20 protein-coding genes, 1 rRNA gene and 2 riboswitches are annotated in these 19,392 nt (G+C 68.4%); of the genes, 7 read left to right on the top strand and 14 right to left on the bottom strand.

Features of this window, described 5'->3' with window-relative positions; all coding sequences use genetic code 11:
- The first annotated feature begins 10 nt into the window (after positions 1–10).
- Positions 11–123, top strand: a 5S ribosomal RNA gene (gene rrf, locus PFX98_RS04110).
- 70 nt (positions 124–193) lie between these two features.
- Here rrf and PFX98_RS04105 read toward each other — a convergent pair.
- Genes PFX98_RS04105 through PFX98_RS04095 form a run of 3 tightly spaced genes read right to left on the bottom strand, consistent with a single transcriptional unit; the run spans position 194 to position 3,621 of the window.
- Positions 194–1,132 (bottom strand): MBL fold metallo-hydrolase, encoded by a 939-nt coding sequence (locus PFX98_RS04105; protein WP_285233908.1) that lies wholly within the window; start codon positions 1,130–1,132, stop codon positions 194–196.
- Between the two features lie 2 nt (positions 1,133–1,134).
- Positions 1,135–2,829 (bottom strand): long-chain-fatty-acid--CoA ligase, encoded by a 1,695-nt coding sequence (locus tag PFX98_RS04100; protein WP_285233907.1) that lies wholly within the window; start codon positions 2,827–2,829, stop codon positions 1,135–1,137.
- 60 nt (positions 2,830–2,889) lie between these two features.
- The gene (locus PFX98_RS04095; RefSeq protein WP_285233906.1) at positions 2,890–3,621 is read right to left on the bottom strand and encodes a DUF8198 family protein; all 732 of its coding nucleotides are present in this window, start codon (positions 3,619–3,621) and stop codon (positions 2,890–2,892) included.
- 81 nt (positions 3,622–3,702) lie between these two features.
- Between PFX98_RS04095 and PFX98_RS04090 the strand changes: the two genes are divergently transcribed.
- On the top strand, positions 3,703–4,626 hold the full coding sequence (locus PFX98_RS04090) for a PGAP1-like alpha/beta domain-containing protein (RefSeq protein WP_285233905.1): 924 nt from the start codon (positions 3,703–3,705) through the stop codon (positions 4,624–4,626).
- A 45-nt stretch (positions 4,627–4,671) separates the two neighbouring features.
- Here PFX98_RS04090 and hppD read toward each other — a convergent pair whose 3' ends face one another.
- Positions 4,672–5,802: a 4-hydroxyphenylpyruvate dioxygenase gene (gene hppD / locus PFX98_RS04085; RefSeq protein ID WP_285233904.1), complete on the bottom strand. Its 1,131-nt coding sequence runs from the start codon at positions 5,800–5,802 to the stop codon at positions 4,672–4,674.
- 122 nt (positions 5,803–5,924) lie between these two features.
- Between hppD and PFX98_RS04080 the strand changes: the two genes are divergently transcribed.
- The gene (locus PFX98_RS04080; RefSeq protein WP_285233903.1) at positions 5,925–6,407 is read left to right on the top strand and encodes an Lrp/AsnC family transcriptional regulator; all 483 of its coding nucleotides are present in this window, start codon (positions 5,925–5,927) and stop codon (positions 6,405–6,407) included.
- Between the two features lie 15 nt (positions 6,408–6,422).
- Here the strand turns inward: PFX98_RS04080 and PFX98_RS04075 are convergent, their stop codons facing one another.
- The 8 genes from PFX98_RS04075 to PFX98_RS04040 form a co-directional block, all read right to left on the bottom strand.
- A complete protein-coding gene (locus PFX98_RS04075; RefSeq protein ID WP_285233902.1) occupies positions 6,423–7,040 on the bottom strand; it encodes a methyltransferase domain-containing protein in 618 nt (205 codons plus the stop codon).
- A 9-nt stretch (positions 7,041–7,049) separates the two neighbouring features.
- A complete protein-coding gene (locus PFX98_RS04070; RefSeq protein ID WP_285233901.1) occupies positions 7,050–7,889 on the bottom strand; it encodes an HDOD domain-containing protein in 840 nt (279 codons plus the stop codon).
- A gap of 130 nt (positions 7,890–8,019) precedes the next feature.
- Complete coding sequence (locus tag PFX98_RS04065; protein WP_285233900.1) at positions 8,020–8,226, bottom strand: hypothetical protein; 207 nt, start codon at positions 8,224–8,226, stop codon at positions 8,020–8,022.
- Positions 8,207–8,485, bottom strand: a complete 279-nt coding sequence (locus PFX98_RS04060) for a hypothetical protein (protein ID WP_285233899.1) — start codon at positions 8,483–8,485, stop codon at positions 8,207–8,209. The genes PFX98_RS04065 and PFX98_RS04060 overlap by 20 nt, the downstream gene beginning before the upstream one ends.
- 48 nt (positions 8,486–8,533) lie before the next feature.
- Entirely contained in the window at positions 8,534–8,716 is a 183-nt protein-coding gene (locus PFX98_RS04055; protein WP_285233898.1) for a hypothetical protein, read from the bottom strand.
- Between the two features lie 378 nt (positions 8,717–9,094).
- Complete coding sequence (locus PFX98_RS04050; RefSeq protein ID WP_285233897.1) at positions 9,095–9,649, bottom strand: hypothetical protein; 555 nt, start codon at positions 9,647–9,649, stop codon at positions 9,095–9,097.
- A gap of 118 nt (positions 9,650–9,767) precedes the next feature.
- Positions 9,768–11,858 carry an elongation factor G gene (gene fusA, locus PFX98_RS04045; protein WP_285235531.1) on the bottom strand — a complete coding sequence of 697 codons (2,091 nt, stop codon included), beginning with the start codon at positions 11,856–11,858 and terminating at the stop codon, positions 9,768–9,770.
- Positions 11,859–11,980: 122 nt separating this feature from the next.
- Complete coding sequence (locus PFX98_RS04040; protein WP_285233896.1) at positions 11,981–13,273, bottom strand: D-amino acid dehydrogenase; 1,293 nt, start codon at positions 13,271–13,273, stop codon at positions 11,981–11,983.
- An 84-nt stretch (positions 13,274–13,357) separates the two neighbouring features.
- Positions 13,358–13,471: riboswitch (glycine riboswitch) on the bottom strand.
- Between the two features lies 1 nt (position 13,472).
- Positions 13,473–13,565, bottom strand: a riboswitch (glycine riboswitch).
- A 73-nt stretch (positions 13,566–13,638) separates the two neighbouring features.
- Here PFX98_RS04040 and PFX98_RS04035 point away from each other — a divergent pair.
- Positions 13,639–14,436, top strand: a complete 798-nt coding sequence (locus tag PFX98_RS04035) for an alpha/beta hydrolase (RefSeq protein ID WP_285233895.1) — start codon at positions 13,639–13,641, stop codon at positions 14,434–14,436.
- 1 nt (position 14,437) lies between these two features.
- Here PFX98_RS04035 and PFX98_RS04030 read toward each other — a convergent pair whose 3' ends face one another.
- Complete coding sequence (locus tag PFX98_RS04030; RefSeq protein ID WP_285233894.1) at positions 14,438–16,090, bottom strand: isovaleryl-CoA dehydrogenase; 1,653 nt, start codon at positions 16,088–16,090, stop codon at positions 14,438–14,440.
- Between the two features lie 169 nt (positions 16,091–16,259).
- Between PFX98_RS04030 and PFX98_RS04025 the strand changes: the two genes are divergently transcribed.
- The 3 genes from PFX98_RS04025 to PFX98_RS04015 all read left to right on the top strand — a co-directional run bounded on the left by PFX98_RS04025 (position 16,260) and on the right by PFX98_RS04015 (position 18,339).
- Entirely contained in the window at positions 16,260–16,472 is a 213-nt protein-coding gene (locus PFX98_RS04025; protein ID WP_285233893.1) for a YgaP family membrane protein, read from the top strand.
- 6 nt (positions 16,473–16,478) lie between these two features.
- The gene (locus PFX98_RS04020) at positions 16,479–17,042 is read left to right on the top strand and encodes an RNA polymerase sigma factor (RefSeq protein ID WP_285233892.1); all 564 of its coding nucleotides are present in this window, start codon (positions 16,479–16,481) and stop codon (positions 17,040–17,042) included.
- A 127-nt stretch (positions 17,043–17,169) separates the two neighbouring features.
- A complete protein-coding gene (locus PFX98_RS04015) occupies positions 17,170–18,339 on the top strand; it encodes a serine hydrolase domain-containing protein (RefSeq protein WP_285233891.1) in 1,170 nt (389 codons plus the stop codon).
- A gap of 21 nt (positions 18,340–18,360) precedes the next feature.
- Here the strand turns inward: PFX98_RS04015 and PFX98_RS04010 are convergent, their stop codons facing one another.
- A complete protein-coding gene (locus PFX98_RS04010; protein ID WP_285233890.1) occupies positions 18,361–19,353 on the bottom strand; it encodes a GNAT family N-acetyltransferase in 993 nt (330 codons plus the stop codon).
- Positions 19,354–19,392: the final 39 nt, after the last annotated feature.

Below are 19,392 nucleotides of genomic sequence, written 5' to 3'. Positions count from 1 at the left end.
ACCAGTTAAGCCTGATGACCATAGCGAGTTGGTCCCACTCCTTCCCATCCCGAACAGGACAGTGAAATGACTCAGCGCCGATGATAGTGCGGATTCCCGTGTGAAAGTAGGTCATCGTCAGGCTAATATCCAAAGCAAACCCTCCGCCTCTTATGAGTCGGAGGGTTTTTGCTTTTAAGGGCCGCAAATTCGATCAAGCGATCGACAGCCGCTCCTGCTCATCCATGGTCAATACGCCACCTGCCAGCAGCTCGGCAATCACGCGCTCGCACCATGCCTGCATCTGCTGTTCTGAGAAATAGCGCTCCCACATAAGGCGCTGGATCGGGGTTTCTTGCAGCCAGGCCAGCAGATCGGGACGAGACTGCGCGCGCACTTCCAGCATATGGAACATGATCAAGGCCTTGGATGCGTGCTTGGCATGCCGGGCCGGCTCCTTGCGGAAAAAGGCGAGCTTCGAGCGGGCCTCGCTCAGGGCCGCACTCACGTTGTCGAAGACGGCGCCATGGCCGGGTATCACGACGCGGGGATTCAGCTCCTCGATCAGCGTCAACGTGGCGTCCACTTCGTCGAAGGCGCCCTCGCCCTCGATTTCCGGGAAGACGATGCCGAAGCCGTGCTCCCACAAGGCGTCGGCCGAAACAAGGGTGCGCGAGTACTGCTCGAACAGAAGCAGGGAATGCGGATCATGTCCGGGCGCTGCATGGACCTGCCAGCGCAGCCCCGCGTGCTCGATCAAGGCGCCGGGCTCCAGCATGGCCGTGGGCGTAAAGCGGGGGCATTGCTGGCCGGTGGGGCGATAGCTGAGCTGCGCCTCGTTCCAGTCCAGCGCCGCCTGGTAGTGGCCGGGCGGGATCCAGGCCGGGCAGCCATAGACCGCCATCAGGGCCGCGTTGCCGCCGCAGTGGTCGGAATGCAGATGGGTGTTGATGATGCGGCTCAGGCCGCGCGCTTCACCGGCAATCGCCTCGGCGACCAGCGCCAGGGTCTGCTGGGCATGGCTGGCGTAGCCGGTGTCGATCAGGATGGGCCCGGCGCTTGGGTCGCCCAAGAGCAGGATCGAGTTGGACGACAGCCAGCCCCGCTCCAGCACGCGTACTTGGGGCGGTAGCAAGGCGTGCGCGGCCGCCATCGTCAGCTGCGCAATTCGCGCCGCAGTATCTTGCCGACGTTGCTCTTGGGTAGCTCGTCGCGGAACTCGATGTATTTGGGGCGCTTGTAGGCGGTGAGCTGGTCATGGCAGAAGGCGCTGAGGTCTTCCTCCGCCAGGGCGGGGTCGCTCTTCACGACATAGAGCTTGACGGTCTCGCCCGAGCGGGCGTCCGGGATGCCCACGGCGGCGCATTCCAGCACGCCCGGATGCATGTTGACGACCTGCTCGATCTCGGTGGGATAGACGTTGAAGCCGGAGACCAGAATCATGTCCTTCTTGCGGTCGACGATGCGGATGAAGCCCGCGGCGTCCATCACGCCGATGTCGCCGCTCTTGAAGAAGCCGTCCGCATACATGACGTTGGCGGTCTCGTCCGGGCGGTTCCAGTAGCCCGCCATCACCTGTGGGCCGCGGATGCAGATTTCGCCGCGCTCGCCCTGCGGCACGTCCTGCCCGGCGTCGTCGCGGATCGCGATCTCGGTGCTGGGCACGGGCAGGCCGATCGAGCCATTGAAGTCGTGCAGGTCGAGCCGGTTGATGGTGGCGACGGGGGCGGTTTCCGACAGGCCGTAGCCCTCCACCACGGGGCAGCCCGTGATGCTGAGCCACTTCTCCGCCGTGGCCTGTTGCACCGCCATGCCGCCGCCGTTGGAGATCACCAGCTCGCTGAAATCCAGGCGCGCGAACGAGGGCTCGTTGGCCAGGGCGTTGAAGAGCGTGTTGACCGCAGGGAACATATTGACGCGATACTGCTGCAGCGTCGCGATGAAGCCGGGGATGTCGCGCGGATTCGGGATCAGCAGGTTCATCATGCCCAGCCGCGCGCCCAGCATGTAGCAGGCCGTGAGCGCGAAGATGTGATACAGGGGCAGGGCGCAGACGGTCGTGAGCTGCTTATTGCCGATGCGGGCCAGCATGGGCCCGAACCAGGCCTCGCTTTGCAGGATGTTGGCCACCACATTGCGATGCAGCAGCGTGGCGCCCTTGGAGATCCCGGTGGTGCCGCCGGTGTACTGCAGAAAGGCCACGTCGTCGGCGCCCACCTCCACCGGCTTCATGCGCATGCCGCGGCCCTCGTCGAGCGCCTTGTTGAAGCGCGTGACGCTGTGGCCGGCACCGGTGGGCAAGCGGAACTCCGGCACCATCTTGCGCACATGGCGCACCGCGAAATTGATCAGCGGGCCGCGCCACCAGCCCAGCAGGTCGCCCAGCGAGGCCAGCACCACATGCTTGATATCGGTGTGGGCAATCGCCTCTTCCAGCGTGGCGGCAAAGTTCTCCAGCACGATGATGGCTTCGGCACCCGAGTCCTTCAGTTGGTGCTCCAGCTCGCGCGGCGTGTAGAGCGGATTGACGTTCACCACCACATAGCCGGCGCGCAGGATGGCGGCGATGGCGACCATGTACTGCAGCACATTGGGCATCATGATGGCGACGCGCGCGCCGCGCGCCAGCCCCTTGCCCTGCAGCCAGGCGGCCAGCGCCTGCGACATCTCGTCCACCTCGCCAAAGCTCAGGCGCTGCTCCATGCAGGCGGCCGCGTCGCGCTTGGCATGCTTGCGGAAGGCTTCTTCCAGCAACTGCACCAGTGAACGGTAGGTGTCGGTGCGGATCTCCGCCGGAACGCCCTCGGGGTAGCTCTTCAACCAGGGCTTGTCTGCGAGTACTGCGGCCATGTCTCCTCGTCTTGTAGTCGGCGGCGATCTCCGATGGTCAGCGTTGCGGGCCCTGCGCAGCTAGGGGAGTTGCCCTAGTGGATCGTCACCTGTGGGACAAGCGGGGCGAGATAGTTCGAGCGCGCCCGCGTCGGCAGCGAACAAGGCCCGCGCAAACGCCTCTTCGCGCTCGCGCACGCAGGCCAGGAACTCGCCCGAGCCCTTCATGGCCTTGAAGGTGTCGAAGCCGGTCTCCAGAAAATGCTGCAGGGCCGAGAGGCCAGCCGCGCTGGCCGGGCCCCGCATCATGCGCAAGGCCTGGCGCAGCAGCGGCTTGCGCGTGTAGCCATCCAGGGCCGCGCCGATCGCCATGGTGAGGTCGATCTGCTGCTGCCGGTAGCGTGGCTGGGCCACCGCCTGCCAGGCCCTCACATAGCCCTGGGCCGAGAGCTGGGGCACGGCCAGCTGGCCCGCCATTGCGCTGTCCAGCTGCTCCGAGATGGCGTGCAGTTCGGCGAGCAGGCGCACCGTCTTCACCACCTCGGCGGGGAACAGCCGCGTCAGCGCCGGCACCACACGCGCGAACTGCGCATCGCGCTCGCTGAAATCGCCCGGGCCGTAGAGTTCCTCCAGAAAGAAGCGCGCGGCGCCGGCATAGCGCGTGCTGGCCAGCAGGTCGGCATAGCTGCGCGAAAAGCGCGCCTGCTGATAGCTCTTGACGGCCTGTACCCGGGCCTCGAGGGCCGGGTCGGCCGCGCGGCGCCGGCGCTCCGCCTCCACTTGCTGCAGGAAACCCAGGATCTCGGCTTGCATCGACCACCTTCAGAGTCTGGACTCAAATTGTGCCGCTGCCGGCGGCCTACACTGGCTCACAGCTTAGAGGAGGGCGTCGAGATGGCGGGAGTGAATGCGCGCTGGCAACGCCTGCATCTGGGCTTGCGCCTCATGCTTGCCGCGGCGGCGCTGGCCTGGGCGCTGCCGCGCTGGGGCGTCTGGCAGGGGCTCGGCCTGGCCCTTGCGACCTTGATGCTGCAACAGATCGCGCTGCTGCCGGTGTTCTTCTGGCTGCGCGGCTTGCCGCTTGCCGCGGGCGTGCCGCGCCTGGGGCGCTGGCAGGCCATCGCCGCCTGGTGGCGCGAATGCGGCGCACTGGAGCGCGTGTTCAGCTGGCAGCAGCCCTTTGCCGACCGGGCCGAGCCCGACCATCTGCCCACCCACAGCGCGCAGCGCGGCGTGCTGCTGCTGCACGGCTTCACCTGCAACCGCGGACTCTGGAATCCCTGGATGCGCCAGTTGCGCGAGCGTGGCCAGCCCTTCATGGCGCTCACGCTGGAGCCGGCGTTCGGCAGCATCGATGCCTATGTGCCGGCCATCGACGCGGCGCTGCGGCGGCTTGAGGTCTGCAGCGGCCGTGCGCCCATCATCGTGGCGCACAGCATGGGTGGGCTGGCCGCACGTGCCTGGTGGCGCCATGCGGGGCATGACGGCAGCCGCGTGCACCGCATCGTCACCCTGGGCTCGCCGCATGCGGGCACGCTGATGGCGCGCTTCTCATCGGCGGCCAATGCCCGACAGATGCGCCGCGACTCGCCGTGGCTGGCGACGCTGGCGCAGCTGGAGCAGGCGCAGCACTACCAGCGCTTCGACTGCTTCTTCAGTCATGCCGACCAGATCGTCTGCCCGGCCGGCACCGCCGCCTTGCCAGGCGCGCGCAATCATCACGTGCAGGCCTGCGGCCACCTCGACCTGCTGTTTCACGCCGGCCTGCGCGCCGCAGTGATGGCGTTGCTGCAGGACGCACAAGAAAAAACGCCTTGAGCGCAGGGCTCAAGGCGTTTCGCGGCGCGGCTCGATCGCCGGCGCTCAGATGGGCTCGTCGACCTTCAGCACGCCACGGCGGATCTGGTCCAGCTCGATGCTCTCGAACAAGGCCTTGAAGTTGCCCTCGCCAAAGCCCTCATTGCCCTTGCGCTGGATCAGCTCGAAGAAGATCGGCCCGATCACTTCCTTGGTGAAGATCTGCAGCAGCAACTCGTGCGGCGCACCTTCGTGAGCGGCGCCGTCGATCAGGATGCGCAGGCGCTTGAGCTCCTCGAGGTTCTCGCCATGCTGGGGCAGGCGCTTGTTCACCAGGTCGTAGTAGGTGGCGATGGTGTCCTGGAACACCACGCCGGTCGCCTTCATGCCTTCCACCGTGGCGTAGATGTCGTCGGTGCCCAGCGCCACGTGCTGGATGCCCTCACCATGGTAGAGGTCCAGGTACTCGGCGATCTGGCTCTTGTCGTCGCTGCTCTCGTTGATGGGGATGCGGATCTTGCCGCAGGGGCTGGTCATGGCCTTGGACTTCAGGCCGGTCAGCTTGCCCTCGATGTCGAAGTAGCGCACCTCGCGGAAGTTGAAGAAGCGCTCGTAGAACTCGGCCCATTCCTTCATGCGGCCGCGGAACACGTTGTGCGTCAGGTGGTCGATATAGGTCAGGCCATGGCCCACCGGCTTGGACGGGACCGGCTTGCCTTCGGCGTCCAGCAGGGGCACGAAGTCCACGTCGTAGATGCTGATGTTGCCGATCGCGCCGGCGGGTGCGTCGTTCTTGCCCTGCCAACGGTCGACGAAATAGATCAGCGAATCGCCGATGCCCTTGATGGCCGGGATGTTCAGCTCCATCGGGCCGGCCTTGTTGTCAAAGCCCCAGGCGCCGAGCTCCAGCGCGCGCTGGTAGGCGAAGGCGGCGTCCTTGACGCGGAAGGCGATGGCGCAGATCGAGGGGCCGTGCAGGCGCGCAAAGCGCTGGGCAAACGAGTCGCCCTCGGCATTGATGATGAAGTTCACCTCGCCCTGGCGGTACAAAGTCACGTTCTTGTGGCGGTGCTTGGCCACGGCGGTGAAGCCCATGGTTTCGAACAGCTTGCCCAGCGCGGCCGGATCGGGCGCGGCGAACTCGATGAACTCGAAGCCGTCGGTGCCCATTGGGTTGTCCCAGGGAGTGAATGCCATGTTGTCTCCTGCAGCGGATGTCTTGCGATGGGTCAAGACTGTAGGTCCAGGGGCCTGCAGGATTCATGCGATTGGCGCGCGACTTTTGTTTTCGCGCGCAGGAAAACTGCAAAAATGCAGAAATGGACAAGGAAACCCAGCTCGATGCCATTGATAAGCGCATTTTGAGGGCGTTGCAGCTCGACGGGCGCGTGACCTATGACGCCCTCGCGGCGCAGGTCAATCTGTCCGCCTCGGCGGTGCTGCGGCGCGTGCGGCGGCTCGAAGAGGCGGGCGTGATCGCGGCCTATGTGGCCCTGGTGAGCCCCGAGCATGTCGGCCTGGGGCTGACGGCCTATATCAATGTGCGGCTGGAAAAGCACACCGAGAGCCACAAGCGCAACCCCATGGACCTGTTCCGCGCCGCGGTGCAGACCTGGCCCGAGGTGGTGGAATGCGCGGCCCTCACCGGCGAGATGGACTATCTGCTGCGCGTGCTGGTGCAGGACATGCAGCATTACTCCCGCTTCATCACCGAGACCCTGCTCAAGCACCCCAGCGTGCAGGACTGCAAGACCAGCTTTGTGCTGGACCGCCTGAAGAACACCACGGCCGTGCCCATCTGAGGCCGGCCGCCTGGCTCAATCGGGGCGGCGCGTCAGCACCACCGCCAGTTCCTGCCAGCCCTGCCCATGGCCCACCGCCGCATAGGGCGGTGCCGGCCAATCCCACAGCGCCTGCGGGAACAGCGCGCGCATCGCGTTGATGTCGCAGTGATAGGGCGGGCCTTCCACCACACCCTGCGCCGCGCTGTCACGCCGGGCCTGCATGAAGAGCGCGAACAGCCGGCCGCCCGGCTTGATCCAGTGCCGCAGCTGCGCCGCGTAGCGCTGCCAGTGATCGGGATGCAGGGCGCACAAGCAGGTCTGCTCGTAGACGGCATCGACCGGGGCGTCCGGCTGCCATAGCAGCACATCGGCCTGCTCCACGCGGCCGGCAAGCCCGCGCGCGGCGAGGGCCTCGCGGGCCAGCGTCACCGCCGCGGGGGCATAGTCCAGGCCGGTGGCGGTGATGCCCGCCGCGGCCAGCGCCAGCAACTCGTGGCCGCGGCCGCAACCGGGCACCAGCAGCGCCTCGCCGGCCTGCCAGCGGCCTTCGGCCAGCCATTGCAGCAGTTGGGGATGTGCGGCGCCGCGATCCCAGGGCGTCTGCCCGGATTCAAAGCGCTGCTGCCAAAACTCGAGGGTAGGTCCTGCCATGGCGCAGGATCATAGTTCGCCGTCGAGTTCCTGCAGCAGCTTGAGCGTGTGGTCCGGGCCAAGATTCAGCAGGCTGCCGATCTCGCGCAGATCGTCGGGCACGGCCGGGTTCTCCCAGCTCTCGGAGGTATGCCGGGCCAGGCGCACGGCCAGCTTGGCGCATTGCACCTGCGGATCGTTGCCGCGCTTGTCGTTGGTGATGTGGGCCAGCAACTCGGGCAGGCGCCAGGCCTGCATCAGCGCCTGTTCCAGATCGCCCAGCTCGATGTTCAGCACGGCGCGCTGAGCCACCGCGCTGCGCAGCGCGGGGTCGAGGCGCTGGCGTTGCTGGATCTCCAGCGCCAGGTCGGGCGCATAGCACCACAGCAGCATCTCGGCGAAGTCATGCAAGAGCGCGGCGCTGTGTATCACCGCCGCATCCGGATCGGTGCGGTGCACGGCAAAGCCCAGCGCAAAGCGCGCGGCACGCTCGGCGCGCCTGAGTACGCGCTGCAGGCCGGCCATCGCGTCGGGCCGGTCGGCCAGGCGCTGCTCCACCGTGGGCTGCGGGCCGAAGGCGTTGAAGAAGGGCGTGATGCCCATCAGCACCAGGGCCGCGGTGACGGTCTCGGCATCCGCCAGCAGGCGCGCGGAGCGATGCGCCGAGGCGTAGGCCAGCACTTTCAGCGTCATGAGGGGATCGCAAGCAATCTCCTCGCCCAGGCTGTTGGCGTCCACATCGTCCTCGTTGGCACGCCAGAACTCCAGCTGCTCGGCGCTGCGGGCCAGCACGGGGATTTCCTCGCCACGAAAGTGCGCGGTCCAACGTGCCAGGTCCGGCAGGGGCTGGGTGAGCGGCGCGTAGTTCATGGCAGCGACATGTCGATATGAGGTGGCAAGCGCGCCCGCGACATCGCGAGGTTTGCGTTGATCGTATATCGACAGCCCAGTCGCCGGCTTGAGTCCGGGCGTCGGCGCGCCCGGACTCCGGCGACATTCGTCACAGTCTGCGCACCCCGGTGAGCATGCCAACGCGCTGGCCGTTCACAAACAAGGTGCCGCCCTCGGCGCCGCGCTCGGCATGGAACTCCACGATGCTACGTTCCGACCTCGGCCGCACCTGCGCCAGGCGCAGTGCGGTACGGGTCAGCAGGGCACTGCCGCGCAGCAGCAGCCGGGTGGTGGGCTCACGCCAATCCGCGTACATGCTGCCTCCGCGTCTTGCTGCGCTGTCGGGCGCCTGGGTCCTTGGATAGAAGCGGCACCACCAGGGCGCCTTCGGGCGCTGCGGCCTCTGCGTACAACTCCAGCTCGGGCTGGCAATAGGCCGCTTTCACGCGGGCCAGCCGGCGCGCGGTGCGCAGCAAGGCGGCGCTGCTCCATTGCAGCAAGGGGGCGAGGCGCTGGCGCCAGGCTTCGTAACTCTGGGCGGCATCTTGCGGGCCGCGCAATTCGGTCAATCTCATGGGGGGTCTCCAACCCGACCAGCCTTCTTCAGAGGCTTGCCGGTGAATTCAGGGGCTGCTGTCGCTGCTGGCGAGTTGCAGCAGCTGCTTGTGCAGATCGCGGCGCTGGGCCTGGCGCTGATGGCCCGGCGCATGGCGTCCGGCCTGGCGCAGCAGGCTGGGCGCGACGATCGGATTGCGCGGCTTGTTCAGGCGCAGGCTCATGGGGCGCGGTGAGGTGAACTGGGTCATGGGTGCAAAACTCCTGGGCAATGCGGCGGCGCCACTGCGGCGCTGCAGCGTTAATGGGGAACACAAGGGCGATGCCAAGCGCAGCGGCCGGACGGACCACCGGGGCGTCAACTGGGAACGAGAGCACTCAGCCTGGCGCTGAGTTCGGTTTGGGCGCTAGCGTCGCGCGGAGCTGCGGCACATGCGGGGCACGGCGGGCCGGTTCGGACCCGCGGGCGGCATGGTGAGCTCTGGCGAGCGGCACCCGGTCAAGGCGTCAATGGAAAGAGGGGCCTCGCCGCGGTGAACCATCCGCGACTTGCGCAAATGATAAACGATTGATTATCTTGCGCAAGTGTTATTTATCGGATCTGATAAACAAATTAGGGGTCAGCGTTATCAGCGCTTTTTGGGCTTGAGCGGCGCGATGCCTTGTTGCAGGCGGCGCCAGGCGTCCAGCTCATCCGCCGGGCTGGGGGCGGGCACGGGTTTGGGGCCCGGCAGGGCCGCCGGCTTGAGACCCGCCACGGGCTTGCCGGCGCTGGCCGCACCGAGCGGCGCCGGCTCGGGCGTCAGCACCTCGCCCAGCAGATCCAGCAAGCGCGTGCGCGCGCGCTGCGGATGGCGGCGGTAATAGGTGAGCACCAGGCCGACGATGAAGCGCTCGTCGTCATCCTGCGGCACGCTGGGCGTGCTGTCCTGCGGCGCCGGGCCGGCGGCGGCGGGCTGGCCATGGGCGCCATGCTCCTGGTCCATCCAGCCCTGCGGCTTGTGGCACAAGAGCTCGAACTGGCGCGCCAGGCGTTCGCCGATCTGGCGCGAGCGACCCTTGATCTGGCTCCAATAGCTGGGTTGGATCTGCAAGCGCTCCGCGAAACGCCGCTCCAGACCGCGCAGGGCGGCGGCATCGGCGTGTTTGACGGTGGCGGCAACGAACTCTTCAAACAGGAGCATCGCGTTGTCCAAGCGGATCTGGGCGACGTCCCGGGCAGCGGAACACATCTGCGTATGATAAAGCCGGCTTCACCCCAGTTGCCCAGGGTGAGCAAGATAGTGTCGCGCCAGACCCTGTCTACTCCTCGTCGCTGACCTTGTGCGCCGCCATCAGCTGCGCCTGGGTGTTGGGCGGCACCGCCTCGTAGTGCGAGAGCGCCAGGCTGTAGCGCCCCTGGCCGCTGGTCATGGCATTGAGCCGGCTCTGATAGCTGGCAAGTTCGGCCAGCGGGGCCAGGCCCTGCACGGTGATCAGCCCCGGCACCGCGCTGCGCGTGCCGTTCACCTGGCCGCGGCGCGCCGCCAGGTCGCCGGTGATGTCGCCCATCGCGCTTTCCGGGGTGACGATCTCCACATGCACGATGGGCTCCAGCACCAGGGGCCGGGCCTCCTGCACCGCGGCGATCAGGGCCTTGCGGCCGGCGGTCACGAAGGCCACCTCCTTGGAGTCCACGCTATGGTGCTTGCCGTCGAACACCACCACGCGCAGATCCACCAGCGGATAGCCGGCCACCACGCCGCTGGCCAGGGCCTGGCGCACGCCCTTCTCCACCGCCGGCATGAACTGGCCCGGGATGGTGCCGCCCTTGACCTCGTCGCGGAACTCGAAGCCGGCGCCGCGTTCCAGCGGCTCGATGCGCAGATAGACCTCGCCGAACTGGCCGGCGCCGCCGCTCTGCTTCTTGTGGCGGAAATGGCCCTCGGCCGGGGCCGAGACGGTCTCGCGGTAGGCGATGCGCGGCGGCTGGGTCTTGACCTCGAACTTGTAGCTGTCGCGCAGCCGGTCCAGCAGCATGCGCAGATGCAACTCGCCCAGGCCGTAGACCAGGGTCTCGTTGGTGAGGCCCACATGCTCGACCTTCAGGCAGGGATCCTCGTCCACCAACCGGCTGAGGATTTCCCACAGGCGCTGCTCGTCGCCATGGCGCGAGGGGCTGATGGCCAGGCCGTGCACGGGGGTGGGGAAGTCCAGCGGCGCGAGGTGGATGTGCTCGTCTTCCTGCGCGTCGTGCAGCACCGCGTCGAAGTGCAGTTCCTCGACCTTGGCGATCGCCACCAGATCACCCGGGATGGCCTGGTCCACCTCCACATGCTCCTTGCCCTGCAGCATGAACAGGTGCGAGACGCGGAAGGGCTTGCGCGCATGGCCCACGAAGAGCTGGCTGTTGCGCGTCAGCGTGCCCTGGTGCACGCGCAGCACGCCCATCTTGCCGAGGTAGGGGTCGGCATTGATCTTGAAGACATGGGCGATCACATGCTTGCCGGCATCGGGCTCGGCCTGCAGCGGCTTGGCGTCGGCGCCTTCGCCCTCCAGGAACTTGGGCGGATTGGCCTCGAAGGGGTTGGGCAGCAGCTTGGCCACCACATCCAGCAGTTCGCTGATGCCGAGGTCGGACTTCGCGGCGGTGAAGCACACCGGGATCAGATGGCCCTCGCGCAGCGCCTGCTCCAGCGGCGCATGCAGCTCGCTGGCGTCCACGTCGCCCTCGTTCAGATAGCGGTCGACGAAGGCGCTGTCCACCTCCACCACCTGCTCCACCAGGGCGCGGTGCGCGGCTTCCACCGAGCCGAAATCCGACTCCCCCGCGCGGTTGAAGAAGCAGTCGACGATGCGGGTGCCGCCGCCGGCCGGCAGATTGAGCGGCAGGCATTCGCGCCCGAAGGCGGCCTGCAGCTGTTCCAGCAGGGCCGGCAGATTGACGCCGGGGGCGTCGATCTTGTTCACCACGATCAGGCGCGTGAGGCCGCGCTGCGCCGCCGCCTCCATCATGCGCGAGGCCATCAGCTCGATGCCGTTCTGCGCATTGATCACCAGCACCGCGCTCTCCACCGCCTCCAGCGCCGGCAGCGCCAGGCCCACGAAGTCGGGCGCGCCGGGGGTGTCGATGGCGTGGATGCGCAGGCCCTGGTGCTTCATGTGCACCAGCGAGGCATAGAGCGAATGCTGCATGCGCTTCTCAAGCACATCGTGGTCGCTGACCGTGTTGCCCTTTTCCACCGAGCCCGGCGCCGTGATGACGCCGCAGTGATGCAAGAGCGCCTCGATCAGGCTGGTCTTGCCCGCGCCGGCGGGGCCCAGCAGGGCCAGGGTCCGGATCTTGGCGATCTCGGCCTGGGCCGCCGGCCCCCCGGCGCCCCCTCGACTACCGTTGGGGCTGTCGGAGGCCATCGCGCCTCCGTCGTTGTGCATCGATGGGCTCGGGGACATGGCATCCTCCTTCTGGGATGGCCCCAGCGTAGAGGATGCGGTGCCCGGCGGCAAGGGGTCAGATCAAAGCCGCCACACTGTTGTCAGGCGGCCACCGCCTGCAGCTGCCGTGGCCTGCATGTCGCGGCGGTGAAGGCGTAATCCAGCGCCGGCTGTCGGCCGCTGACGATGTCGGCGATGGCTGCGCCCGAGCCGCAGGCATGGGTCCAACCCAGCGTGCCATGGCCCGTGTTGAGGTACAGGCCGGCCACCTTGCTGGCGCCGATATAGGGCAGGTTGGAGGGCGTGGCGGGGCGCAGGCCGGTCCAGTACTGGGCACCCTGGCCATCGGTCATGTGCGGGAAGAGCTCGCGCGTGCGGCGCACGATGGCCTCGCAGCGCACCAGATTGAGCTCGGTGCTGTAGCCGTTCAGCTCGGCCGTGCCGGCGATGCGCAGGCGGTCGCCCAGGCGCGAGAACACCAGCTTGTACTCGTCGTCGGTGAGCGAGACCTGGTAGCTGTGCGCCGGCGCGATCACCGGCAGCGTGACCGAGTAGCCCTTGGCGGGATAGATGTTGAGCGAGACGCCCAGCTCGCGCGCCAGCTGGCGGCTGAAGGAACCCATGCAGAGCACGATGCGGTCGGCGCTGCGCCGGCTCACCACGCCCGCGGCGTTGGCGACGATGACGCGCTCAACGCCCTGCCGGCCCTGTTCCAGGCCGAGGATGCGGGTCTCGTACTCGAAGCGCACGCCGGCCGCCGCGCAGCGCGCCGCCAGCGCCTGGGTGAAGGCATGGGCATCGCCCGATTCGTCGCTGGGCGTCATGCTGCCGCCGACGATCTTGCCGCGGCATTGCGCCAGCGCCGGCTCGATGGCCACGCAATCGTCGGGCGTCTTCATGTCCAGCTCGCAACCCTGCTCGCGCATGATGCGCGCCGGCTCCTGCGCCGCCTCGAACTCGGCCTCGCTGGTGTAGAAGTGCAGGATGCCCTGGCTGCGCTGGTCGTATTGCAGACCCAGCTCCTGGCGCAGGCTCTGCAGCTTGGCGCGGCTGTAGAGACCCAGGCTGACGATGTTGCGGATGTTGTGGGCGGTGCGGCCGGGCGTGCATTCGCGCAGGAACTGCAGGCCCCAGCGCCATTGCGCGGCGTCGGCGCGCAGGCGGAACAGCAGCGGCGCGTCCTCCTTCATCAGCCATTTCAGGACCTTCAGCGGCGCGCCCGGATTGGCCCAGGGCTCGGCGTGCGAGACCGAGATCTGGCCGCCATTGGCATAGCTGGTTTCCAGGCCGGCGGCGGGCTGGCGTTCGAGCACGGTGACCTCATGGCCGGCCGCGCGCAGATACCAGGCGGTGGTGATGCCGGTGACGCCGGCGCCCAGGACGATGACATGCATTGCGAATACTCCGTTCGGGTTGAACGCGCAGGCGTGCAGTCTCTGGCGGAAGTGATGCCAAAAGGGATGCGTGCGCCTGGGCGCGCCGCTCCCGCTGTCCTTGGTGCCTGAGAGATTCGGCGCCGGGCTTGCGGCCCGCGCCTTGCTCCTTCGGCGGCCCCATGCATTGCACATGAGGCACTCTCCAGCATTCGGCTTGAAATCGGATCCAGTACGGGGCCTGAGCGAGTATGGGAGCTTGCGCCTTCGGCGGCGGCTCGCAGGGCGGGCCGCACTCTCCTGAATCCGGGAGCCAGTGTAGCCCAGGTCTTGCATCCGGCGGGGCGCCGCCTGCGTAGACTGCGGGCAAGCGTGGAGGATGCTGCATGCGCAAGACCATTCTGGGGGCCGGCCTGATGCTGCTGCTGGCCTATGGCGCCGCCATGGCCTGGCTGTACTGGCGCCAGGAGCAGCTGCTGTTCCAGCCCGAGCCGCTGGCCGCCGGCCATCGCTTCGAGCTCGGCGCCGATGTGCAGGACCTGCGGCTGAACGTGCCCGGAGCCACGCTCTCGGCCTTGCATCTGCGCCTGCCCCGGCCCAAGGGCCTGGTGTTCTTTCTGCACGGCAACGCCGGCAATCTGCAGACCTGGTTCGTCAACGCCGACTTCTATCGCCGCGCCGGCTACGACCTCTTCATGCTGGACTACCGCGGCTATGGCAAGAGCAGCGGCCATATCGAGAGCGAGGCGCAGTTGCGCGCCGATGTGCGCGCCGCCTGGGACACCGTAGCGCCGCAGTACCGCGGGCTCAAGCATGTGATCTATGGGCGCTCGCTGGGCACGGGTCTGGCGGCGGGGCTGGCCGCCGAGGTCGGGCCGGAGCTGACCGTGCTGGTATCGCCCTACGCCAGCATGTCGGCGCTGATGCGCGAGCACTTTCCCTGGGTGCCACCGGGCCTGCTGCGCTACCCGCTGGACACCGGCGCCGACGTGGCCCGGCTGCGCACGCCGCTGCTGCTGGTGCATGGCGGGCAGGACAGCCTCATCGCACCCCAGCACAGCGAGGCCTTGCTGCGGCAGCAAGGGCAGGCCAGGCTGGTACTGGTGCCCGGCGCGGCGCACAACGACCTGCAGCGCTTCGAGCAATACCAGCAGGCCCTGCGCGAGGCGCTCGCCGCGCTCTGACTCAGATCGGCAGCGCGCGCGCCAGCAGCGCATCGATGGCGATGCCGCGCGTGTCCAGCGCACCGAACACGCGCCCGCTCTGCGCGTCCAGCAGGCGGCTGGCGATGAAGGCCTCGGCCACCTCGCCGGGGGCATGCTGGCTCATCAGGCAGGCCTGGGCCAGCAGCACCAGGCGCTGCGCGAACTGGCGCCCCAGGGCCTCGAAGTCGGCGGCCGGGGTGCGCGTGAGCAGGTCGCGCAGGGCGGCGAGTTCGCTGCGCAGCGGCGCGCTGTCGCCGGCGAGCTGCTGCAGCTCGTCCAGCAGGGCATGGGCGGCCTGCGGCTCGCGTGCGATGCCGCGCAGCACGTCCAGGCACATCACATTGCCCGAGCCTTCCCAGATCGAATTCACCGGCGCCTCGCGGTACAGGCGCGCCAGCACGCCTTCCTCCACATAGCCGTTGCCGCCCAACACCTCCATCGCCTCGCCGCTCAGCTCGACGGCGCGCTTGCAGACCCAGAACTTGGCGGCCGGCGTCATGATGCGTTGCCAGGCGCGCTCGGCGGGAGCGTCCGCGCCGCGCTCGAAGGCCTGGGCCAGCCGCATCATCAGGAGCGCCGCGGCCTCGCTTTCCAGCGCCAGATCGGCCAGCACGCTGCGCATCAGCGGCTGCTCGGCCAGGCGCTTGCCGAAGGCCAGGCGCTCGCGCGCATAGTGCAGGGCCTGCACCAGCGCCTGCCGCATGATGCCGGCGCTGCCGATCACGCAGTTCAGCCGCGTGTAGCCGGCCATCTCGATGATGGTGGGGATGCCGCGCCCGTCCTCGCCAAGCATCAGGCCCCAGGCATCGGCAAACTCGACCTCGCTGCTGCTGTTGCTGCGGTTGCCCAGCTTGGACTTGAGGCGCTGGATGTGGATGGGGTTCTTCGTGCCATCGGGCCGCCAGCGCGGCACCCAGAAGCAGCTGGGCCCGGCCTCGGTGCGCGCCAGCACCAGATGCGCATCGCACATCGGCGCCGAGAAGAACCATTTGTGGCCGCGCAGGCTGTACTCGCCGCCGCGGCCGCCCGCGCCCAGGGGGGTGGCCAGCGTGGTGTTGGCGCGCAGGTCCGAGCCGCCCTGTTTCTCGGTCATGCCCATGCCCACCCAGAGGCTGGTCTTCTGTTCCAGCGGCAGGTCGCGCGGGTCGTAGGCGCGGCTGTAGAGCTGGCCGCGCAGGCGCTCGAACAGCGCCGCTTCCTTTTGCAGCACCGGGATGCAGGCCTGCGTCATGGTGGCGGGGCAGAGGCTGCCGGCCTCGATCTGGCCATGCAGGTAGAAGCCGGCGGCAAAGGCGCTCCAGCGCCCGCGGCGCTCGGTCTCGAAGGCGAGGCTCACCAGGCCCTGGCCGCGGTACAGCGCCAGGAACTCATGCCAGGCCGGGTGGAACTCCACCTGGTCGACGCGGCGGCCGCGCGCATCATGGCTCCTCAGCTCGGGGCCGTGGCGGTTGGCCAGCTCGGCCTGGGCATAGCTCTCGCGCCGGCCCAGCTGCGCGCCGAAATCGAGCAGGGCCGGCTCGGCCCAGTCGGCGCCGGCGCGCGCCAGCGCCTGCCGCAGGATCGGGTCGGTGGCCAACACGTTGTAGTCGGCGTAGTCATCGACCTGGTTGCTGATGCTGTGCGTCTGCCACATGCCCGGGCTCCATGCTCTCGCTTTGTTGATGCCGGAAGTAGAGCGCAGTCGCTGGCGCTGCGCCATCCGGGGCGGGCCGGGGGCGGGCGAATTCTTTTCGCAATGCCGAATCCTTTTGAGGCCCTTCGCACTCTAGGTCGGTGTCCATCACTTCCAAACCGAGCCACACATGTTCTTCATCAAACGCAATCTGCCGCACTGGGAGCGCGCCCTGCGCATCCTCATGGGTCTGCTCATGGGCGGGGCCGTCTTCATGGGCTGGTTCGGTGCCGGCCCCTTGAGCTGGATGGCGGGCGCCGCCGCCGCCACCCTGGCCTCGACCGCCCTGGTCGGCTTCTGCCCGGCCTGTGCGATGCTGGGGCGCCGCGCCCTGAAGAACTGAGCCACCATGATCCGTGCCCAAGCCCCGCTGATCGAGGCCGCCACCCGCGGCGACCCGGGTGCGCTCTCCAGCCTGCTGAGCGTTTGCCAGCCCGACCTGAAGCGCTTTGCCCGGCGCACCTGCGCCAGCAGCGAGGACGCCGAGGACGCGGTGCAGATCGCGCTCTGGCAGCTCTACCGCAAGGTCGGCACGCTGCGCACCGTGGCTACCTTCGCGACCTGGCTGTTCCGCATCGTCGAGCGCGAGTGCTACCGGCTCTACCGCGGCCGCGGCAAGACCGAGGATCTGGACGAACTGGCGCCCACCGAGCAGCCCAGCGCGCCGACCCTGCCCACTGATCTGCGCCTGGACCTGCTGCGCGCGCTGGAGCGGCTCAGCCCGGCCCATCGCGAGGTGCTGCTGCTGCGCGATGTGCATGAGCTGACGGCGCCCGAGGTGGCCGCGCAGCTTGGGCTCAGTCTGGAGGCGGTGAAGAGCCGCCTGCATCGCGCACGCGCCCAGGTGCGCGAGCAGCTGCTGGCAAGCGGCTACTGGATGAAGGACGGTGCGCCCGAGCCCGACGCTTCCTGAGCCACTGTGCATCGCTCGCCACGGCAGTTCATGCCACCGGCTGGGCGCTGAGTCGCTCCGTCGCGGCTCGGCGGCCTGTGCCTGGCGACACTGCGCGCCTTCCTCCTCTGCAAGCGACCCATCCAAGATGATGAACATGACAATCATGGGCCTGGCCGCGCGCGCCGCCCTGCTGTGCGCTGCCGCCGCCACGACCACTGCCTGGGGCAGCGAAGCGGCCACCGAGGCGGCCAAGCCAGTGGCAGCCGCCCAGCCTGCCGTCCCGGCCGTGGGCCTGGACGCTTTGCTGCAGGCCGCCTTGGCCGAACACAAACTGCCCGCCATGGGCGCCGTGCTGATACGCCAGGGGCAGCTGCGCGAGCAAGCCGTGCTGGGTCTGCGCGCGAGTGGATCGGCTGACAGTGTGCAGCCAGGCGATGTGTGGCACCTCGGCTCCAATGGCAAGGCCATGACGGCGGTGATGGTGGCGCGCCTGGTGGAGCGCGGCCTGCTGGCCTGGGATGCGCCCTTGAGCCAATTGCTGCCCGAACTGGCCGCCGACATGCAGCCCAGCTACCGCGCGGCCACGCTGCGCGATCTATTTGCCCACCAGGCTGGCATGCAGCCGGACATTGACGAGTCCTGGGCGCCGGTGTTCCAGAAGGACCGGCGCAGCCTCCATGAGCAGCGCCTGGCCTTTGCCCGCCTGGCCCTGGCCCAGACCCCGGCCTTTGCCGTGGCTAGCGCCGATGGCTATTCCAATAGCGGCGTGCTGATTGCCGGCCTGGTGGCCGAGCGTGCCACCGGCCTGCCCTATGAAACCCTGATGCGGCGTGAGCTGTTCGAGCCGCTCGGCCTGGCGAGCGCGGGCTTTGGTGCCACGCACCACGGCCAGCCGCTGGGCCACAAGGCCGGCGTGCCGGTGGAAGGGCCCGAAGCCGACAACCCGGCCGTGCTGGCACCCGCAGGTGGCATCCAAATGTCGTTGGCGGACTGGGCACGCTTTGCCATCGACCAGATGGCCGGCGAGCAGGGCCGCGGCAAGCTGCTCAAGCCCGAGAGCTATCGCTTCCTGCACCAGGCGGCGCGCGCCGGGGGCAAGTTCGCGCTGGGCTGGCGGCTGCAGGGCAGCATGGCGGGTGTGACGGCACGCCACCTCGCACACACCGGCAGCAACGAGCTTTGGTTCGCGCTCATCGCCATGAAGCCCGACAGCGAGGATGCGGTGCTGGTGGTCAGCAATGCCGGCGAGGACGCCAAGGCCGACAAGGCGGTGCGGGAGGTGGCGGTGCGGGCACTCAAGGCGATGGCGCCCTGAGCCCCGGCGCCAGCTGCATGTCTACAGCTGCTTGAAATAGAGCGCCGTCGGGTGCAGCCTGCCCTCCGGGGTGCTCGCGTAGTCCGGGATGTTGCCGGCATGCTGCCAGCCCAGATGGCGGTAGACCTGCTCGGCCTTGGAGCCGCTCTCGGTGTCCAGCACCAGCAGGCTGCAGCCCGCGGCGCGCGCGAGTTCGTCCGCGCGGCGCAGCAGCAGGCTGGCCAGGCCGCGGCCGCGCGCGCGGCTGTGCACGAACAGTTTCTGCAGCTCGCCGCGATGGCGGCCATTCGGCTTCTGGCACAGCGCCAGCTGCACCGAACCCAGCAGTTGCTGGCCCTCCTGCAACACCAGCAGACGCTGGGCCGGGCCCAGGCTGCGCGCCACCTGCTGCCAGTAGGCCTGTGCCTCGGCCATGCCCAGAGGTTTGAGAAAACCCACCGAGGCGCCCCGCTGCACGCTGTCGATCAGCAGCTCGCAGAGCTGGGCGAGCAGGGACGCGTCGAGCTGCGCCACCTCGTTGAGCAGCAGCGCCGGCACCAGCGTCTTGCCCAGGCAGATCGAGTCGGGCCGCAGCGCGTAGTCGCCGTAGCTGGCGATCTCCCGATAGCCATGGCGCCGATAGAAGGCGAGGGCGCGCGCGTTGGCGGGCCGCGTTTCCAGCCACAGCTCGCGGTAGCCCAGATCCAGGGCCTGCAGCTCCAGATGGCGCAGCAATGCGCTGCCCACGCCGCGCGTGCCGGCTCGCGCATACATGCGCTTGAGCTCGGCAGCATGGCCCTCGCCCAGCGGGCGCAGGGCCGCGCAGCCCAGGCCCTCGCCCTGCGCGCCCAGGGCCACCATGAAGAGCGCGCGCTCGCCGCGCACCGTGTCCGGATCGAAGCGTGCGGCGCCGCTGTCGCCGCTGATGGCCGCCAACTCGGCGTTCAAGGCCTGCATCAGTTCGAGGGCGACCGGCGCGGCCGGGTCGAGCGGCAGCAGGCGATGGGCGGTGGGTTCGGCGGCAATCTGTGGCATGGTAGAGCCTGCGGTAAGAATTTATCCAGTGACAAATTA

This window comes from Paucibacter sediminis (assembly GCF_030254645.1).
Lineage (GTDB): Bacteria > Pseudomonadota > Gammaproteobacteria > Burkholderiales > Burkholderiaceae_C > Paucibacter_B > Paucibacter_B sediminis.
This window is presented reverse-complemented; position numbering and strand designations above follow the sequence as displayed.

What these genes read in the sequence shown, in the direction of transcription:
- PFX98_RS04080 (WP_285233903.1), top strand. Translation starts at nt 5,925, where the DNA reads ATGGACAAGGAAACCCAGCTCGATGCCATTGATAAGCGCATTTTGAGG.
- PFX98_RS04035 (WP_285233895.1), top strand. Translation starts at nt 13,639, where the DNA reads ATGCGCAAGACCATTCTGGGGGCCGGCCTGATGCTGCTGCTGGCCTAT.
- PFX98_RS04095 (WP_285233906.1), bottom strand. Translation starts at nt 3,621, where the DNA reads ATGCAAGCCGAGATCCTGGGTTTCCTGCAGCAAGTGGAGGCGGAGCGC.
- PFX98_RS04060 (WP_285233899.1), bottom strand. Translation starts at nt 8,485, where the DNA reads ATGAGATTGACCGAATTGCGCGGCCCGCAAGATGCCGCCCAGAGTTAC.
- PFX98_RS04105 (WP_285233908.1), bottom strand. Translation starts at nt 1,132, where the DNA reads ATGGCGGCCGCGCACGCCTTGCTACCGCCCCAAGTACGCGTGCTGGAG.
- PFX98_RS04025 (WP_285233893.1), top strand. Translation starts at nt 16,260, where the DNA reads ATGTTCTTCATCAAACGCAATCTGCCGCACTGGGAGCGCGCCCTGCGC.
- PFX98_RS04055 (WP_285233898.1), bottom strand. Translation starts at nt 8,716, where the DNA reads ATGACCCAGTTCACCTCACCGCGCCCCATGAGCCTGCGCCTGAACAAG.
- PFX98_RS04070 (WP_285233901.1), bottom strand. Translation starts at nt 7,889, where the DNA reads ATGAACTACGCGCCGCTCACCCAGCCCCTGCCGGACCTGGCACGTTGG.
- PFX98_RS04040 (WP_285233896.1), bottom strand. Translation starts at nt 13,273, where the DNA reads ATGCATGTCATCGTCCTGGGCGCCGGCGTCACCGGCATCACCACCGCC.
- PFX98_RS04030 (WP_285233894.1), bottom strand. Translation starts at nt 16,090, where the DNA reads ATGTGGCAGACGCACAGCATCAGCAACCAGGTCGATGACTACGCCGAC.
- hppD (WP_285233904.1), bottom strand. Translation starts at nt 5,802, where the DNA reads ATGGCATTCACTCCCTGGGACAACCCAATGGGCACCGACGGCTTCGAG.
- PFX98_RS04015 (WP_285233891.1), top strand. Translation starts at nt 17,170, where the DNA reads ATGATGAACATGACAATCATGGGCCTGGCCGCGCGCGCCGCCCTGCTG.
- PFX98_RS04100 (WP_285233907.1), bottom strand. Translation starts at nt 2,829, where the DNA reads ATGGCCGCAGTACTCGCAGACAAGCCCTGGTTGAAGAGCTACCCCGAG.
- PFX98_RS04020 (WP_285233892.1), top strand. Translation starts at nt 16,479, where the DNA reads ATGATCCGTGCCCAAGCCCCGCTGATCGAGGCCGCCACCCGCGGCGAC.
- PFX98_RS04090 (WP_285233905.1), top strand. Translation starts at nt 3,703, where the DNA reads ATGGCGGGAGTGAATGCGCGCTGGCAACGCCTGCATCTGGGCTTGCGC.
- fusA (WP_285235531.1), bottom strand. Translation starts at nt 11,858, where the DNA reads ATGGCCTCCGACAGCCCCAACGGTAGTCGAGGGGGCGCCGGGGGGCCG.
- PFX98_RS04010 (WP_285233890.1), bottom strand. Translation starts at nt 19,353, where the DNA reads ATGCCACAGATTGCCGCCGAACCCACCGCCCATCGCCTGCTGCCGCTC.
- PFX98_RS04050 (WP_285233897.1), bottom strand. Translation starts at nt 9,649, where the DNA reads ATGCTCCTGTTTGAAGAGTTCGTTGCCGCCACCGTCAAACACGCCGAT.
- PFX98_RS04075 (WP_285233902.1), bottom strand. Translation starts at nt 7,040, where the DNA reads ATGGCAGGACCTACCCTCGAGTTTTGGCAGCAGCGCTTTGAATCCGGG.
- PFX98_RS04065 (WP_285233900.1), bottom strand. Translation starts at nt 8,226, where the DNA reads ATGTACGCGGATTGGCGTGAGCCCACCACCCGGCTGCTGCTGCGCGGC.